We start from the raw sequence: 20,134 nt of genomic DNA, 5'->3' as shown, positions 1-20,134 counted from the left end.
GCCCGTCATCAGTATGTGGTTCCGAGGTTGATCGCGACATCTCCGGCAACCGACGTCACAACGTCGGCGGCCGCCTCATCGGCGTCCGTCGGCGCAATGACCGGCGTGACGTCTTCTCGCTCGGGCAGCTGCAGCATCCGTCCCATGTAGCGCAAGGCGCTTTCGCCCAGATAATCGAGGCTGCCGTCGCTGTGATCGCGGTTGTAGTTCGTGCTGAGCACCCGGAAGCCATCGCTGAAACGCACCACAAATGCGTTGGTGGCGAGCACGCTGCCGTCGGCGGTGAGTGTGAACCGGCCGTCGAGCTGCAGCAGCTGCACGTCGGCCGGGCGCAGCACCGGGCTGGTGTTGTCCATCAGCACCCCCATCGTCGGCGTGGTCAGGCGCATGGTGCGCCCGACGTATCCGTGTTCGATGGTCACCTGATCCGTCGACCCGGTGAGCTGCGCATCCATCGCCCGCAAGCTGTCGATCAGCCAGGCGTCACGCGGCTGCACGTCCACTACCAGCCGCCGGGCTGCGCCGTTGCGGTAACCGGTCAACGTAGTGGTCAGTGCACCCCCGCCGTCGAGCGACTGCAGCACCTGTGCCTGGACGTCATTGGCAGACAGGTTCAGACGGGTGTCCACGATCGCCGAGGCCAGCGACAGGGTGTCACGGGCGGCCAGGTTTCCGGACTGGGCCTGCAAGCGACCGCCGGTCAGTGCACCGCCCTGCGCGTCCATCGTTGCGGTTGTACCTGCATCGACACGATCGAAGGCGATGCTGCCACCGGCGAGGATCGACTGCGCCGCGCCGCTCTGGCCCTCGCCGACGCCGACATCGGCGCCGGCGTGCAGGCGCGCGGCGGTGCCGGCCTGGTAACGGTTCCAGCTCTGCGCCGCACCACTGTCGGCGCGCAGTGTCGTCCCCGCGCGCGCGCTTCCGATGCGGATGTCGCGGGCAGCATCGATCTGCAGGGCGGTCCCGGCGTCAATATCACCGCCGCCCACGTCCGCGCCACGCGCTGCCACGGCGACATCGCGCTCGGCCCGCAGACGCTCGAACAGCAGACTGCTGCCCGAGCCAATCGCCAGGTTGCAGCCCGCCTGCAGCGTGCCGATGGTCACCGAGGCCCCGGCGTTTCCGCTGAAGTTGCATCCCACGGTGACGTCATCGGCATCGATGTCGGCAGCGGCCGTCCACAGGCCGTCCGTGCCGATGCGCGCACTACCCACGTCGATGGAGCGGCCGGCGTTCAGGGCCATCGAGCCGTCGACGCCGACGTGTGCGACGCGGATGTCGGCGCCGGCATTCGCGCTCAGGTTGGCACCGCCTTCCAGCACACCAATCCGCGTGTCGCCGGCGCTGGTCAGCGTCGCATCGGCGCCGACGGCGCCGCTACCGAGCGCCAGCAGGCCGCCGGCATTGGCCACCAGCGTGCGGTCCACCCGCAGCGTGTCCAGCTGCACGTCCGCGGCGCCGTCGATGCGGGCATCGCCGTCCACGGCAGTGTCGACGAGCGCGAGCCGGCCACCGGCCACGGCCTCCAGGTCACCCGCGCTGGCGAGCGTCTGCACGTCCAGTGCCTCGCGTGCATCCAGCCGCATCGCGCCACCGGACGTCAGCGCCTGCGCGGCAAGCGCCGCGCCGGAGGTCGCTGCCAGCGTTCCACCGCTCTGCAGCGATCCGATCGCCATGTCGCCCGCGCTGGTCAGCATCGCATCGGCGCCAACGGCGCCGGTACCGAGCGCCAGCAGGCCGCCGGCATTGGCCACCAGCGTGCGGTCCACCCGCAGCGTGTCCAGCTGCACGTCCGCGGCGCCGTCGATGCGGGCATCGCCGTCCACGGCAGTGTCGACGAGCGCGAGCCGGCCACCGGCCACGGCCTCCAGGTCACCCGCGCTGGCGAGCGTCTGCACGTCCAGGGCCTCGCGTGCATCCAGCCGCATCGCGCCACCGGACGTCAGCGCCTGCGCGGCAAGCGCCGCGCCGGAGGTCGCTGCCAGCGTTCCACCGCTCTGCAGCGATCCGATCGCCATGTCGCCGGCGCTGGTCAGCGTCGCATCGGCGCCAACGGCGCCGGTACCGAGCGCCAGCAGGCCGCCGGCATTGGCCACCAGCGTGCGGTCGACCCGCAGCGTGTCCAGCTGCACGTCCGCGGCGCCATCGATGCGGGCATCGCCGGCCACAGCAGTGTCGACGAGCGCGAGCCGGCCACCGGCCACAGCCTCCAGGTCACCCGCGCTGGCGAGCGTCTGCACGTCCAGTGCCTCGCGTGCATCCAGCCGCATCGCGCCACCGGACGTCAGCGCCTGCGCGGCAAGCGCCGCGCCAGAAGTCGCTGCCAGCGTCCCACCGCTCTGCAGCGATCCGATCGCCATGTCGCCGGCGCTGGTCAGCATCGCATCGGCGCCAACGGCGCCGCTACCGAGCGCCAGCAGGCCGCCGGCATTGGCCACCAGCGTGCGGTCCACCCGCAGCGTGTCCAGCTGCACGTCCGCGGCGCCGTCGATGCGGGCATCGCCGGCCACAGCAGTGTCGACGAGCGCGAGCCGGCCACCGGCCACGGCCTCCAGGTCACCCGCGCTGGCGAGCGTCTGCACGTCCAGTGCCTCGCGTGCATCCAGCCGCATCGCGCCACCGGACGTCAGCGCCTGCGCGGCAAGCGCCGCGCCGGAGGTCGCTGCCAGCGTTCCACCGCTCTGCAGCGATCCGATCGCCATGTCGCCGGCGCTGGTCAGCGTCGCATCGGCGCCGACGGCGCCGCTACCGAGCGCCAGCAGGCCGCCGGCATTGGCCACCAGCGTGCGGTCCACCCGCAGCGTCTCCAGCTGCACGTCCGCGGCGCCGTCGATGCGGGCATCGCCGTCCACGGCAGTGTCGACGAGCGCGAGCCGGCCACCGGCCACGGCCTCCAGGTCACCCGCGCTGGCGAGCGTCTGCACGTCCAGTGCCTCGCGTGCATCCAGCCGCATCGCGCCACCGGACGTCAGCGCCTGCGCGGCAAGCGCCGCGCCAGAAGTCGCTGCCAGCGTCCCACCGCTCTGCAGCGATCCGATCGCCATGTCGCCCGCGCTGGTCAGCATCGCATCGGCGCCAACGGCGCCGGTACCGAGCGCCAGCAGGCCGCCGGCATTGGCCACCAGCGTGCGGTCCACCCGCAGCGTCTCCAGCTGCACGTCCGCGGCGCCGTCGATGCGGGCATCGCCGGCCACGGCAGTGTCGACGAGCGCGAGCCGGCCACCGGCCACAGCCTCCAGGTCACCCGCGCTGGCGAGCGTCTGCACGTCCAGTGCCTCGCGTGCATCCAGCCGCATCGCGCCACCGGACGTCAGCGCCTGCGCGGCAAGCGCCGCGCCGGAAGTCGCTGCCAGCGTTCCACCGCTCTGCAGCGATCCGATCGCCATGTCGCCGGCGCTGGTCAGCGTCGCATCGGCGCCAACGGCGCCGCTATCGAGCGCCAGCAGGCCGCCGGCATTGGCCACCAGCGTGCGGTCCACCCGCAGCGTGTCCAGCTGCACGTCCGCGGCGCCGTCGATGCGGGCATCGCCGGCCACAGCAGTGTCGACGAGCGCGAGCCGGCCACCGGCCACGGCCTCCAGGTCACCCGCGCTGGCGAGCGTCTGCACGTCCAGTGCCTCGCGTGCATCCAGCCGCATCGCGCCACCGGACGTCAGCGCCTGCGCGGCAAGCGCCGCGCCGGAGGTCGCTGCCAGCGTTCCACCGCTCTGCAGCGATCCGATCGCCATGTCGCCGGCGCTGGTCAGCGTCGCATCGGCGCCGACGGCGCCGCTACCGAGCGCCAGCAGGCCGCCGGCATTGGCCACCAGCGTGCGGTCCACCCGCAGCGTGTCCAGCTGCACGTCCGCGGCGCCGTCGATGCGGGCATCGCCGGCCACGGCAGTGTCGACGAGCGCGAGCCGGCCACCGGCCACGGCCTCCAGGTCACCCGCGCTGGCGAGCGTCTGCACGTCCAGTGCCTCGCGTGCATCCAGCCGCATCGCGCCACCGGACGTCAGCGCCTGCGCGGCAAGCGCCGCGCCGGAAGTCGCTGCCAGCGTTCCACCGCTCTGCAGCGATCCGATCGCCATGGCGCCGGCGCTGGTCAGCGTCGCATCGACGCCAACGGCGCCGCTACCGAGCGCCAGCAGGCCGCCGGCATTGGCCACCAGCGTGCGGTCCACCCGCAGCGTGTCCAGCTGCACGTCCGCGGCGCCGTCGATGCGGGCATCGCCGGCCACGGCAGTGTCGACGAGCGCGAGCCGGCCACCGGCCACGGCCTCCAGGTCACCCGCGCTGGCGAGCGTCTGCACGTCCAGTGACTCGCGTGCATCCAGCCGCATCGCGCCACCGGACGTCAGCGCCTGCGCGGCAAGCGCCGCGCCGGAAGTCGCTGCCAGCGTTCCACCGCTCTGCAGCGATCCGATCGCCATGGCGCCGGCGCTGGTCAGCGTCGCATCGGCGCCAACGGCGCCGCTATCGAGCGCCAGCAGGCCGCCGGCATTGGCCACCAGCGTGCTGTCGACCCGCAGCGTGTCCAGCTGCACGTCCGCGGCGCCGTCGATGCGGGCATCGCCGGCCACGGCAGTGTCGACGAGCGCGAGCCGGCCACCGGCCACAGCCTCCAGGTCACCCGCGCTGGCGAGCGTCTGCACGTCCAGTGCCTCGCGTGCATCCAGCCGCATCGCGCCACCGGACGTCAGCGCCTGCGCGGCAAGCGCCGCGCCAGAAGTCGCTGCCAGCGTCCCACCGCTCTGCAGCGATCCGATCGCCATGTCGCCCGCGCTGGTCAGCATCGCATCGGCGCCAACGGCGCCGCTACCGAGCGCCAGCAGGCCGCCGGCATTGGCCACCAGCGTGCGGTCCACCCGCAGCGTGTCCAGCTGCACGTCCGCGGCGCCGTCGATGCGGGCATCGCCGGCCACGGCAGTGTCGACGAGCGCGAGCCGGCCACCGGCCACGGCCTCCAGGTCACCCGCGCTGGCGAGCGTCTGCACGTCCAGTGCCTCGCGTGCATCCAGCCGCATCGCGCCACCGGACGTCAGCGCCTGCGCGGCAAGCGCCGCGCCAGAAGTCGCTGCCAGCGTCCCACCGCTCTGCAGCGATCCGATCGCCATGTCGCCGGCGCTGGTCAGCGTCGCATCGGCGCCGACGGCGCCGGTATCCACCCGCAACTGCTCGCCGCTGGACAGGCTTGCGTTGCCACCGCTACGCAGATCCCCAACGGTGAGCGCGCCATCGGCGTCCACCTGCAGCGCGCCGCCGGCGAGAACGGTTTCGATATCCGCCGACCGTGCACGCACACGCACGTCCGTGCCCGCCTGGACCCGATGGGCCTGCAGATGCGCGCCGCTATCCAGCGCCACCTTGCCCGCAAGCGCATGGACCTCCCGCACATCACCGCCGTTGGGCAGCTGCAGGTGGATGTCGCCCTGCACGCTGCGGGCCATCACGAGCTGCCCGACATCCACAGAGAGCGCCTGGGTGGGATCACCGATGCCCGTACCCGCCTCCAGGCTCGCATGCACATAGCTGCCGCCGGACACATTGACTGCGACATCGCCGTTCGACTCGATGCGTCCGTCCGCATGCAGCATCACGGTGTTGTCCGGCGCATTGCCGGTCACCGCCAGTTGACCCAGGCGGATGTCGCTCGTGGAGCGCACATCCACCACACGGCCGGCGCTGAGCCGGCTGCCGGTGCCCATGTCGAAGCCGGCTGCGTCCACTTCGACGCGGTCGCCAGCATGGACCGCCGCACCGGCGGCCAGCGAGGTGCCCTGGATCGACAGGATCCGCAACACGTCGTCGATCGCAGCGTCGCCCAGTTGCAGCGCGCCTCCGGCATTAAGCGTCGCCGACGCGGCGCGCAGGTCGTCAATCCGGATGTCGCCCACCGGAGCGCTCACGGTGGCGCTCCGGCCGGCCTCGGCACGGTCCAGCGCGACGCCGCTGTAGCCGGTGACCTGGAGGTCGCGGCCTGCGCGCAGCTGCGCTGCGCGGACGCTGCCAGCACTGCTGAGCAGTTGCAGATCACCACCGGTGGTCAGCGTGCCGAGTGGCAGGTCGAAATCGCTGCTCAGACGAACGCTGCCGCCGGCCGAGCCATCGAGCTGGCCTCCCGCCACGATGCGCAGCGCCAGCGCACTGCCGTCGGCATCGCGGATGTCGTCGCGCACGCTCAGGACGATGTCGCGACCGGCCAGGGCGGCCACACCCTTCAGATAAGACAACAGGCTGCCGCCCTCGACATCCAGCACCACATCCCGGTTGGCGTTGACGATGCCGATACGCAGGTCGCCCGACTGCTGGGCCAGACGCACATGCTCGCCCGCGTTCGCCAGCAGCAGTCGGCCATTGATCTGTACGCGCAAGGGCTGGCCATCGTGGCCCATGAGGCTGCGCAATGCGGACAGGCTCAGATCACGACCGACGACCAGCGTCGCGCCCACACCGCTGCCCGCGGCATCGGTGATGTCGCCATCGCTGCCGATGCGCGCATCACCGCCGGCGGTGAAGCTGCGCAGGGCCAGCGATGTGCTGCCGTGCACGTAGGCATCCGAGCCCGCTTCGGCTTCCACTTCACCGGTGGCGGCCAGCACCACCGGCGCCGTGCTGCGGACGCGCAGCGAGTCCACGACGGCATCATTGCGTACTTGCTCGGCGGTCAGCACGTTGCCGGCGCCATCAAGCATCTGCACATCGCCCGGCGTGGTCGCCAGGCGCATCGCCAGCATGGTGTCGGCGTCAAGATTTCCGGAGGCCAGATCTTCCAGACTGACGATGTAGTCCTTGTCCAGGCGCCCGAGGTCGTCGCGGGCCCGCAGGGTGACATCGCGCCCACTGATGACCGGCTCGGCATCCAGCGCCGAGCCGGTGGACGGCTCCAGCGCATTGGCATTGAACACATTCCGGAGCTGGGCCTGGGTCCACTGCGACTCGGCCGTCATGCCTTCGCGCAGCGCGGCCTTGCGCGCAGCCACCAACACGCTGTCGGCGCTGCTGTCGGCCAGGTCGTAGCGGTATTGCGCATCGAAGGCAGCAAACATCGATTCGTGCTGCCAGTCCTTGCCGAACGCGTCGGTGAACACCGTGCCCAGGCGTTCGAAGCGCTCGGCCAGATAGTCGGCCACGCCGGTATCATCCAGCGCGCTACCGCGCTCGGCCTGCGCCATCGACCGGAACAGCTCGATCGCGCGGCTGCCGGCCACGAAGTGGCCATCAACCACGTTCCCCAAGGCCTTGAGCTGGAAGTACTCGGCGTAACCGGCGTCGACCTGGCTCTGGTAACTGAGGATCGACTGCGCGCCGCCGCCCTGGAACAGCTTGAGGTTGTCGCGCAGGCTGGCCAGCTGGCTTTCGGTCAGGAAGTCCGAAGCGCCGCGCTGGGCGCCGCTGTAGATCGATCCCGCCGGGGCTTCCAGCATGACATCGCCCGCCAGGGATTCGACACGCCGCACCCAGAAGTCGCCACCGATATCGCTCAGGGCAATGTCACCGGTGGCGCGTGCCCACACCTGCCCGCCCTCGAGCAGTCCATCGCTGCGCACGCGCTCACCCGCGTCGATGACCAGGGGGCGCGACAGCGCACCGATTCCCCCGTAGACACTGTGCAATGTGATGTCGGCGCCGGTGATGGATGCACTGCGTCCGCTCGCAGCACCGTCAATGTCGTACTTGGCGCGCAGCCAGACATCGCCTCGCGTGCTGCCGGTGCCGGCGTTGATCAGCACCTTGGCAGCCGAGTCGACGTCCAGAGCGACATCACCCCCGGCGCGCGCCACCAGGTTGCCGGCGGCCACCGTGCCACCGTTGGCATCGGTGTAGGGCACCATCTGCACCGCCAGCGGATTGGACGCCCCCCCGATCGGGGCGCCGACGATGCTGCCGATGCTGCCGGCGGCGTCGAGCGTGAGCTGGTTGGTGACAATCCTGGCATCACTCGAACCGTTGACGATGCTGCCATGACGGCTGGTCAGGAGCGTGCGGCCATCGGTGTTCTTGAGCACGCCGTTGATGCGGATCGTCTGCCCGGACCCCACGTCCAGCAGGCCGGCATCATTTGCGCTGAAATTGATGCCGATACGGTTGTCGGCCTTGGCGGTATTGGTGACGGTGAGCGTGCCGCTGCGCGGCGCACTCTGGTACCAGAGCGTGCGCCAACTGCCATTTTCGTTGAACTGGTCATTAGCCGGGAACCCGTAGTTGCAGTCGCGCGGGTTCTTGCTCTCGCAGCCGTAGTGAACGCCCGAGTCGTAGTAGTTGCTGAACCTTCCGGTCAACTGCGACTCGAACAGCGGGACGCCATCGGCCTGATGACCGTAACTCACGCCCGAGGACGACCACTGCTGCCCGTTGTAGAGCGTGTTCCCGTTTGAATCCACCCAGCGCCAGTTTTCAGCTGTCGCCACGCCGTTGGCGGCAACATGGATATTTCGGGCGATCCGGGCGTTCTGCGTCCAGCGGGCATACATGCCCGCACGCGGGTCGTAGCCGCCCACGTCCTGCAGGGCGGTCACGCCCGGTGTCTTCCAGTCCGCGGCATCGACATTGCCACTCTGGTAGCCACGAACCTGGCCACTGCTGTCACGCAGATACCAGGATGCGATACCACGCTCCCGATCACGGATGGTGATCTGGCCCGGGGCACCGTTGCCGACCAGGATGTCGCCCAGCTGCAAGCCGACATCCGCCAAGCCGTTGTCGATGACCACCGAACCCTTGCCGCTGACCACATTCAGCGAGCCAACCGTGGACGTGCTGACCATGCGGCCATCGAGATAGATCGAGCCCCCACCATTTGCGGAGATGTCGGGCACGATGAACTGCCGATTGAGCGAGTCGTACTTGAGCGCGATGCGCGTGGAGCCTGCGCCGGCGGCTATGAACTCTGCAGGCACGTCGAACAGGCCCTTGCCGGCCATCGCGTCCTTGCCCTGGATCCACAGCCGCAGCGCCTGGCTTTCGACCAGGACGGCCGAATAGTCGACCGGCCGACCGGCCTTCAGCGCGACGTTGACGTCGATGTGGTTGGCGGTGATCTTGATTCCGCTGCCGGCGTTCACGCCACTACCGGTACTGGGCACCCTCCCCAAGCTGGCGTTGGTGACATCGTCGGGCTGCAAGGTCAGCCGGTTGCGCAGGTTGCGGCTGTTGACCGTGGGCAGATAGTTGGTGTTCTTGTGGCTGTAGCGCGACACCACGCCGCCGTCGTGGTACTGGCCGCCGAGCGCCGAGGCCGTGCAGTCCTTGTCGCCGACACGGTAACGGCAGGCACCGTAGACCAGGATGCTGCGGTTGCTGCTGGAGTTGCCGGTGCCGTAGAGCAGGTAGTCGGTCAGGCTCATGCCCGCCGAGGCCGCCGCGGCGCCGTACTGCGCATTGGCAATGTAGGCGGCAGCGTCGTCGGGGTTGGTGATCCTCGAGGCCAGCGAGTGCTGCGCCCACAGGGAGCTCACGAGATTGCCGTACCAGTTGGCTGAACCGAGGTTGTAGCCGACCTCGCCCTCGGGCGCGTTGATGGTGACGCTTTCCGCCAGCTGTTCGCCCCAGCTCTGGATGTTCCCGAGGGCGTTGTACATGTCCAAGGTGCCGCCGGTCACCGAAATCAGGCCGCCTGCAGCGATCGCGCCCTTGCCGCTTCCCGCCTCGTTGCGGACGCTGACCAACGCGTTGCTCTGCCCCGGATTCTGGTGGACGCCCACGCCACCGGCCTGGTTGCTGTTGCCGGTGAACAACACGTTGCCGCCACTGTAATCGGGCACCAGGATGTCGCCAGCCAGCAGCAGGTTGTCGGTGCTGCGGTTGGTGATCGTGATGCGCGGCGCGCCCTGGGCAGTGACCGAGCCACTGCCGCTGATATTGCGGCCGTAAAGGATCACGTCGCCGCCAGCGGCGTAGAGATCGCCGATCGTCCGCGTGTGCTGGGCGCTGCCGGCCACCGCGTCGAAGTCGTGAATGCCCGCCGCGTTGAGCCGTGCCTGGAGTGCGCTGCTGAGCTCGCGACCGGTGTGGAATGGCAGCACGTCGCCGCCGGGGCCACCGCGGCTGGTCAGCACGCCGTCGCTGTCGATGTCGATGTCGAGCACGTTGTAGCGCCCTGCCACGACACGGCCGTCGATCAGCACGTTCCCCTCGGTCGCGCCGCGGCTGACGCTGTCACGCTCGGTGACCGGGATGAAGCCGATCTGGTAGCCGGTGGCGGCGCCGTCGGCATTGCGGAAGACGTTCTCGCCGTAGGCGCCCAGTGATACGAATGCGCCGCTGAGCAGTTCGCTGCCGCTCGCGAGTGCAGTATGGGCACGGCTGTCCACGGTGGACGAAGCGGCCGAATCTGGCACCGCGATCAGGCCGCGGCTGTAGCCGTGCGAGACCGCGTTCGCGCCCAGGCGCGAGGTCCAGCCGTTCATGCCGTCCTGACCCGCCGAAACGAAGGCATTGTGCAGCGATTCAAGCTTGGCACCGCTGGCCACATTGACCTGCTGATCCACGTGCAGGTCGACGTCGGCGTCGGAAATGCCGACCGCCGCGAGTACGCCCCACGTGTTGACCAGCGCGGTTGCGCCGATATCGGTGGCTGCATAGGTCCCTACGTTGAGCATCGCGTTGCTCTGCAGGCGCGCGTCTTCGCCGATGTCCACCCGGTTGACAAACCTGGCATCCGTGCGCGCCTTGACGACGGCGACGTTGATTGCACCTCCGGTGGTCAGACCGGCGCGGTCATCGGTGCTGGCGCGCGTGCTGGCGACCATGTCCAGCACGCCGGCATCTCCATTGCCAGGCGCGACGCCCGAGCGCAGCAGCGCGCCCTGCCCGATGTCGATGCTGCTGCTGCCATCAAGCTGCGCGGTGACCTCCGAGGCGCTACCGGTCAGCACGCCGCCCCCGGCAGCGCTTGCCGCCAGCTCCCCGTCCAGCAGGTTGGCGTAGTTGTTGTCGGTATGCAGCGTCAGATCTCCGCCGGTCACGATCTGCGCGTCCCGACCGATCTCCAGCACGACGTCGGCAGCGGCGATGTTCCCCACCGTCGCGCCACTGGCGTTAAGCACGCCAGCGCTGGTGCTGTCGGCACGGCCGCCGTAGCGGCTGTCGTGCACGACATGCGCATCGAGGCGATCCACGTCCAGCACAGCGTCGCGGCCAATGGCCAAGCGGGTATTGCTGGTGGCACGTGTGGTTGCCACCGCCGCGTTGCCCGCCAGTACACCACCGGTGCCGGCAGTTGCCGTTGCGAGATTGTCGTCGCGACCCGTGGTGGACAGCCTGGTGATACCCGCATACAGCACGGCGCCCTCACCCAACGTCATACCCGTGGTGGCGGCCGACGCAGTGTCTGCCTTGACCACACCTGCCGCGAGCAGGCCAGCCGCGCTCAGACCGGTCGCCTCGGCGCGCTGGGCGCTGTTGTTGACCGCGTGCACATCGACCGCGCCTGCGCGCGCGTAGTCGGTCACGCCGTCACGGACGAACGCTTCGCCCTGCACCACCACATCGTCCTGGAGCGCCGCCACGACCGTGTTGTGGCTGGCGGCCGTGGCGAACGCACCTGCACCGGCGAGGTAGAGACCGCCGGCGCCAGCGGTCGCGTGAGCAGCCACGCTGCCGCCGTCGACACTGGCCAGTACGTCCAGCGCACCCCGGTTCGACAGCACGACGCCACGGCCCAGCTGGGCACCTACCGTGGCGTTGGACGTGGCCTCGGCCACGGCGGCACCCACAGCCAGTCCACCGGCGACCACTGCGCCGACCGACCGGGCGGACACATCGGGGGTGGCCTCGGCATGTACCTGGACACCACCGCCGACACCCGAGATGCGGCTGCGCTCGCCCAGCCATGCCTGCACGTCGGAGCTGTCGTCTGCCAGCGCAACAGCGGCGCTCATGCCGGCCAGTACGCCGCCGGCTGCGCCCAGGGACTGCGCGTGCGCGCCGCCGGTGGACGTGGCGCGGAACGTCACGTTGCCGAAGCCGGTCAGCGTGCTGTTGTCGGCCAGCCAGGCCTGCACGTCCGTATCGCGCACCGCCGTGGCTACCACCGCACCGGCCGCGAGCGCACCGGCCGCCATACCGGTGGCATTGACATCCAGCGTGCTGGCGTCGCTGGCCTGCACATCGAGCGACTGGCCCTGGTTGCCTGCCTGCAGGTCGCCCACAACTGCCGCGGTGACCGACTGCTCCAGCCGGGCCGTGCCAATCGCCGCGCCCAGCCCCACGAGGCCAGCGCCACCGGCGTAGACATCCAGTCCCGCGGCGAGACCCGCTAGGCCATCGCCTGCCCTTGCGTGCACGTCGACCGATCCGGCGCGCACGCTGTCGGCCGACAGCAAGGCCTGGGTACTGCCGTACAGCCCCGTCATCCCGAACGCGCCGCCCAGACCCAGACCGCCGACACCGACTCCGCCGACGGTCTGCTGGCTGCGCATCAGCGTCTCTGCGACGACGTCGAGATCACGCGCCTGCACGCTCCCGCGGGTGATGCTGGCCCGGACCAGGTCGCCCCGACCTGCGAGGTTGCCGATGTCCAGCTGCGCGCGGTCGTTGAGCGTAGCGGCGCCCTGTCCGCCGAGCGTGCCTTCGAGCGCAGCCGCATCGACCTTCTGGCCGCTGCCCAGCTGCTTGAGGCTGGCAAAGGTGCCGCCGAGTTCCGAGGCGCTGTCTCCAATGCCACCGACACCCGCCAGCAACAACGACGCTGCGCCGCCGATGCCGACGCTTGCGCCGACGCCGCCGGTCAGGGTGACCATGTCCACATCGCGGTCGGAGTGCGCTTCCACCTCGACGTGGTTGCCCGCCACCAGACGGCTGTCCTCCACGTCGGCGCGCACGCTGCTTCCGAGGATGGCCACCGAGGCGCCGGCGCCGAAACCGCCGCCTGCGATCCCCACGCCCAGGGCGCCCGAGAACGCGGACAGCTCCAGGATGTCCTGGGCCTTTACATGGATGTCGGTGGCGTCGATCGACGCGTGGCTGACCAGGGCGCGGGTGTCGTTCTCCAGCAGGTGCACTTGCGCCATGCCAGCGATGCCGGCGCCGCCGCCGCCCGCGCCGCTGATCGCGACGCCGTTGAAATCAGAACGGCTGCGCGCGAGAACGTCGACCTCACGCGACACATCGATGGCAGTGCTGCGCCCCGCCTCGCCCACCTGGGCGAGGGTCGTCGAACTCCCCATGTTGACCAGCGCGGTTCCCGAAACTGCGATCCCGCCCAGCGCGCCGGCGCCGCCCACCAGGGATGCCGCGTTGTCACTGGCGGCCGCGACCTGGAGCGCACCGGCCTGGAGATCGCCGCCGAGCACATGTGCGCGGGTATTGGTTGTGAAGTGGTTGACCACCCCGGTGGCCGCGCCACCGGTCAGGCCGGCCGCGGCGCCCGCGACGAGGGCCAGCGCGTTCTGGCTGGACTGCGCCTGGACGGTCACCGCATCGGCCGCGCGGACCTTCGCGCCCACGATGCCGGCACTCGCCCGACTGTCGAAGCGGTTGGTCGACAACGCGCCCGCGCCGGAGAACACGCCCGGACTAGCGGCGATGCCCATCACATAGTTGGCCGAGGCCACATGGTGGCTGGCCCGCAGGTCTACGCTTTGCCCGGCCGCCGCGAGACTGTCGCTTTCCCCATCGGGATCGACTTGACCGCCCAGACCATGCTGGTTGATCTGCGCATCTTCAATCGTCGCCGACGTGCGCCCCGCAATGTCGTTGACCGCCGCCATGACCGACACCGCGCCACTGGCGATCGGCGTGGTGCCGATGGCAGCGCTGACGCCGAGGGTGTTGACCCGCTGCCGTGTCGACGCGTTGACCGCCAGGCCATGCACGTCCACACGCCCGGTCGACAGATCGACGGCATCGAAGGACAGGTTGGTCGCGTCCTGGCGGTTGCTGTGCGTGTTGGGACTGCCGCGTACGCCGCTATCGACACCCCGCAACGCATCACCCAGACCCAGCGCCGTCACCCGGGTCCGGGCACCGGTGATGGAAGCCTCGGTCACGCCATCCACCAGATTCACCACCGTGCCCAGGCCGATACCGGCCGTAACACCCGCGCCAATGCTGCCGGCGTAGACATCGATCTGCTGAGCCTGTGCGGCCAGCACACCGATGTTGTCGCTGGCGAGGATGGCGGCCCCGTCTTCGATGCGCGCCGAGACCGTACCCTGCATGCGGTTCACCGCCACCGAGGCCGCGCCGCCCACCGCACCGCCCCCGCCCAGGCCAGCTGCCACGGTACGGATGCGATTGCCCGGGCTGCCGGCGGCACCCGCTGCGTCGGCCTGCAACAGCAGATTGCGCACATCGAGCTCGAGTGCATTGCCGCCGACCACAGCCGCGGTGCTGCCGCCGATGTCGTTGTAGGCCACGGCCGCGCCGACACCGACGCTGCCGGCCACCGCGCCGGCGCCGGCCAGCGAGTCGATGTCACGTGCGTCGCGTGCGCGCACCACGACATCGGCCTGCTCGTTGGCGAGCGTGCTGTCGGCGAGATGGGCGAAAGTGTCGGAGCTGATCCGGTTGGTGGTGACGCTGCCCGATACCGCCGCTGTGCCTGCGCCCGCCCCCGATACCGCGGCGGTGCGCACCAGGCTGCGGTTGCTCGCGTCGATGGTGAGCGTGGTCGCATTGCCCAATGCAGCGTTCTCGACCAGCGCCGTGGTGCGCCCGCCGATGTCGTTCACGCTGCTGGCCGCGCCGACCCCGACAGTGCCACCGCCGGAAAGCGCTCCGCCGAGCGAGTAGTTTTTGCCGGTGGTTTCGGCACGAACCGTCACCGGACCCGTGATGCCGTCGCCATGTCCGCGCACATCGTGCAAGCGGGCCTGGGTGGTGGTGTCGAGCAGGTTGGTCGTGTTGCTGGCGGCGATCGAGGCGGTGCCCGCGAACGCCCCCGCAATGGCCAGGGTCTTGGTGGTCGCCGCCGAAGCCGCGGTGACGTCCAGTGCGCCGGAGATGTCCAACGCGGTGCCGTCGACGTCGGCCAGAGTCTGGTCGCCGATGCTGACGACGTTGATCGCCGCGCCGATGGCCGCCGTGCCGCCGCCGGCCACCGCGCCGGCGAGGGTGTGGATCTTCGAGTCGTTGCCTGCATCCACGCCCAGGCTGCCTGCAGTCAACGTGCCGCCGCTCAAGGCCGCTTCGGCGTGGTTGTAGATGTTGCCCCAGCCCACCGAACCCTGGACTGCGACATTGCCGGCGGCGCCCGCGGCCACCGCGCCGGACAGGATCTCCGCGGTGTTGGAGGCCGCAACGCGCACCGCGCCAGCACCGGCATCGACATCAGCTGCGTCGACCAGGGCCAGAGTGGTGTTGCCGATGTCGTTAATGGTCAGTGCGGCGCCCACCGCCACTTTGGAACCCAGCGTCGCGGCGCCCGCGAGCGAGCCGATAAATGCAGAATCGGTGGCATCGAGGCGGATGCTGTCCGCGGTGAGCTGGGCACCAGCGCGCGGCGCAAAGCCTTGGGCGTCCACCAGACTGCGTCCGACCAACACCGCGGTGGTGTTGCCGATGGCGTTGTAGGACGCACTGCCCACACCGGTGAAGTTGCCGGTGCTGCCGCCGATACCGGCGCTCACGGCCAGAATGTCAGCACTGTCGGCGGCGGTCAGCGCGATGCGGCGTGCGTTGATCGCGGCGTCGTTCACCGACACCACGTGGGCGTTCTCGATGGTGTTGTAGGCGAATGCCACGCCAGCGTTGTTGCCACCGACTTGGACCATGCCCGCCACGGCGATAATCGAGCTGCGGGCGTCGTTGCGGCCGGCCGCATCGACCCCGGTGTCTTCGCTGCTGGCGGTGTCGGCGTTGGCGTCGACCTCGATGGCGCCGACGCTGGTGCCGCAGTAGTCGACCGAGAAGCGCGAGTCGCAGCCGTCGCCCTGCGCGCGCACGTCCTCGATGCGGGCAGTACCGGCAAAAGCCTCCACATCGCCGGCGGCGTCGATGACCGTGCCGCCGTCGATGCTCGCCACGGTCTGGTTGGCAATCCGATTCACCAGCACCGAACCGGCAATGGCCACGCCGTCATTGCGTGTCGACGCGCCGCCGCTGGCAGCGGCCGCCACGATGCGCGAAGCATCCGCCGCACGCACGCGCACGTCCTCCACCGCATCGATATGCGTGCCGCTGATCGTGGCCCGGGTGTCGTCGCCCACCTCCGCGTAGGTCACCGCCGCGCCCAGGCCGGCCTTGCCACCGAAATAGAGTGCACCGCCGCCGTTGGCAATCTTCGACTCGTTGACCGCGGTCACATCGACATCTCCGCCCGCGCCAGCCAGGCCGGTGAGGCTGCCGCCGTGGATGCCGGCACGGGTGGCGTTCTTCGACATCGCCACCGTGGCGGAGATCGCACCGGCGCCGGCGGTGCTCTGGTCGCTCGAGGCGTTGACGCCCACGCTCAGGCCAACGTTGACCTGTTCGCTCTCGTTGCGCGCGCTCACGCGCACATCGCCTGCGTCCTCGACGTGGCTCCCGCGCAGCTCGGCGATCGTGGTATTGCGGATGTCGCCGTAGGCGACGCCACCGGCGAGCGATGCGCTGCCCTGATTGTTGTCGGAGCCCGCCGCTGCCACCGACAAGGCACCGCTGACGCTGACCAGCAGGCTGCGGTTGAGCGCTGCGATGTCGAGCTCGACACCGTCACCGCTGCCATCGCGAATCACCGCCGAGTCGATGTCGGCCCGGGTGTTCTGCCGTGAGCGGTTGACCGTCGCGCTGCCGGAGACCGCGATCCCGAACTTGGGCTGCGGCGTTTGCGCGCCCTGCCCAGCATCGCCGCTGCCCGAACCGAGCATTCCCTTCGCCTTGTCGAAGTATTCGGTGAGGCCGGCGGTGCCGCTGCTGTCGGCCTTACTGGCCATATCTTCCAGCGCGTTCACCTTCCCCAGCGCGCGCGTCTTGAGGGAATCGAGGAACCCGGGGTTCTCCGCGTTCTGCTGCTGGGCCAGAGCCGCCTGTTGCTGCTGGAGCTGCTCGGAGCTGCTCTTGGCGACCGCGCCGGCGGCCGCGACCGCACCGGCGAGACCTACGCTGGTGGCGTTGACGGCCAGTGCGCCCGTGGTGATCGCCCCGCCGGCGGCACTGCGGTCACCCGTGGCGAACTCGTCGGGCACCAAGCCGACGAAGGCGCGGGTATCGGTGTCCATCTGCTGGTAGGCAACGCTGGCGCCGACGGACACGCTGTCGCTCATTGCCACGGCACCGGCCACCGACCACACGAACAGGTCTTCCTCGGCGCGGATGCCGACATTGCCGGCACGGATGTCAGCACGATTGCTGATGCCGGCCAGCGTGGTGCTGTCCAGATCGAGCGCGGTCGCGGTGCCACTGACGCCGATGCTGCCACCCTGTCCGGACTGCAGGGCCAGCGCGACGACAGTCTCGCGGTTGATCGCCTCCACCTGCAGCGCGCCCGCTCCGGTCTCGACAGTCACGCTGTCGTTGATGATCGCCGCGGCGGTGTTCTCGTAATCGATGTAGCCGACGCTGCCGCCCAGAGCCGCGCCGCCCTTGCCGACGTTGCTGTCCTTGAGGTTCTTCAGCGCCAGATCGCCGGCGGCGTGCAGCGCGGTCACATCGGTTGTGGCTCGCAGTGCGGCGGCGGCATCGAAGCTGCGGCTTCGGAGGTCGCCGGCATGATCCACACCGTCCAATACCGCGGTCCAGGCCGCGCCGCTGGTGTCACGGGTGGCCAGGGACGCGCCGCTGGCCACATCGGTGCGCGCGCGGTTGCTGGCCTTGAACCAGCTCACCGCACCGCCGATCCCCACCTCCTCGGCCGATCCTCGCGCCGCCGCATAGGAGGCGAACAGATCGGACGGATCGGTGACCAGATCCTTGGCGGCGGAGATGGACGTCTTGAATGCGTCGAAGCTGCTGAAATCCGGCACCGCGCCGGTAAGCGCGCTGAAGTCGCGCGGCAGCCGCACATCGGACGACAGGCCGATGCGCTGCGCGGTCAATTCGGCGGCGCTGCCCACCAGGGTCTGCGCCTCGTGGGTCAGATTGGCGATGTTGACCGCGCCCGAGAGCGAGAACGCCGAGCCGTCGGCACCCTTGCCCTTGGCCAGCACGTTGCTCATCGCGTGATTGCCGATCTGGGCGTCGATGACCTGGCTGTCGACGACGATGGCGCCTGCGCTATCGACCGTGGTTAGCGCGCCGATCCCGGCAGAAGCGGCGTGGTCGCCATGGACGACGCTGATCGCGCCACCCAAGCGGAACGGCGCCGCCTTCGTAGGTTGGGTGGGCGGCGGCGGGGTGGCGTCGTCGCTCTGACCGAGCTTGGACAGGGCCGAGCCGATACCGGCGCCGACCAGCGACTGCGCGGCGCCCATCAGTCCGTCGCTGCCTCTGCTGATCGCCTCCACCTGCTCCTGCCCCGGCGCCGGGTCGCTTTCGGGCGCCGCAATCAATGTGCTGGTCCGGTTGCGGGTGGTGACATTGGCCGCCTGCACGGTCACGTCGCCGCTACGCGTGACCGTATCGCGGTCCAACTGCGCCTGCGCCTGGATGTCCTGAAGGCTGATCGCGGCCGCCAGCCCCACGGCGCCATTCTGGTCGGTACGCGCAATGGCCGAGGTGTCCAGAGATGTCGTGTTGACCGCCGACACGTTGACGCTGCCCGCCTGCAACGGCGCGCTGCCCGCCTCGATCACCGCTCGGGTATCGACATTGACGTTGCTGATCGCCGCAGTGAACGCAGCGGTCGTGTTGTTCACTGCGAAGGACTCGGCCGCCAGCTTGAGCGTGGTATCGGCATCGGCCTTCACCGCGACGGCGCCGCCAGCGCGCACCGTGGCGCCGGAACGCACAACGGCCTCACTGGTGGCGTCGATCTGCGCGTAGGCCGCGCCCAGGCTGAGCTTGTGCTGCTTGGGGATGGCGTTGCCGTCGGCATCGAGCATCGGCTTGCCGTCCGCATCCCGCACGAACTCACCGTCCTCGTAGGCTTTACCGGCAGCCGAGTTGTCGATCCGCTGGCGCGTGCTCGCGTGCAGCGTCACGTCGTTGCGCGCGTCCAGCGTCGCCGCGTCCTTGACCTCCACTCGCGCGGTGGTGGTGCCGTGCAGGAATGAGATCTGCTCGCCGAGGATCTTGTCCGCGCCCAGATTCACCAGGGCATCGCCCAGATCGACCAGGTTCGCGCTATCGGTGACGCTGTTGACCAGATCGGCCTTCAGCTCGTCGAACACCGCCCCATCCTTGTCGTAGCCGGAATCGATCACCGCATTCGCGGTCAACTCGATGTCGTCTGCCGTCAGCTGGGCATTGCCCCTCACGGTGACCGTCGCCTCGGCACTACGCACGCCCAGGCCGGTGTCGGAGATCGCGGCGGCGCGCAGCTGGATCCGCCCACCATCGTTGACCAGGGCCAGCGCCTGGCCGGCGCCGGTGTTGACCGCGGCATCGACGGTGAGCAGATCGTCGGCGGCGGTGCGCGGACCGGCCGCCACGAACAGCGTGCCCGTCACGTCGACTGCCCGCGCCTGCACGCGGATGCCATTCTGTGCGTTGACCGTACCGTCGAGCTGCACCGTCCCCGAGCGGGTGAGCTGTTCGGGCTTGAGGGTGCCGTACATCAGGCCGTCGAGGCTGTCACCCGCGCCGAGGATGTCGTCCATCGTGCTGCGGTTGGCCGTGGCCACCGACAGCGAGCCGACGTTGAGCACGCCTGTGCTTCCCACCAGCAGGCCGTCAGGGGCGACGAAGAACACCTTGCCGCCGACCTCGCCGCTCGCTTCCAGCACACTGTTGAGGTTGCCGTTGATGTAGGCGCGCGCGTCGTTGACAAGATTGACGAGATTGCGCACCTGTTCCTGGTTGTGCGTGGGCAACACCAGGTCGACCGTCTGTCCGGCCTCGATGCCGAACTGGCGGAACGAATTGAAGGCGACCTCCTGCCCATGCCGGCCCTTGACCGTCGTCGTGTTCACCTGCCAGTGCGGGTCGGCGCCGACGCGGTTCACCGTGGTGCCGGTGCGACCGTCGGTGGTGATCGAACTCCCCGCGTCGCCGGCCGCAACCTGTCCGGAGAGGGTCAGACCGAGCGCGGAGCCGATCGCCATGGACAGGCCGGCGACACGCAGTCGACGCCCGCCGGGCGCAACCAGCATGGAAGAGGGCAGACGGGACGAAGGGTCGCGACGATTCATGA

The 20,134-nt window shown here is 69.8% G+C and carries 1 protein-coding gene; it reads right to left on the bottom strand.

Annotated elements, in window-relative coordinates:
* Positions 1-8 precede the first annotated feature (8 nt).
* The gene (locus CNR27_RS07880) at positions 9-20,132 is read right to left on the bottom strand and encodes a leukotoxin LktA family filamentous adhesin (protein ID WP_096297717.1); all 20,124 of its coding nucleotides are present in this window, start codon (positions 20,130-20,132) and stop codon (positions 9-11) included.
* Positions 20,133-20,134 lie beyond the last annotated feature (2 nt).

Origin of the sequence: Luteimonas chenhongjianii (assembly GCF_002327105.1) — a bacterium.
Lineage (GTDB): Bacteria > Pseudomonadota > Gammaproteobacteria > Xanthomonadales > Xanthomonadaceae > Luteimonas > Luteimonas chenhongjianii.
Note: the sequence above shows the minus strand (reverse complement) of the source record. Positions and strands in the feature narration are given on the sequence as shown.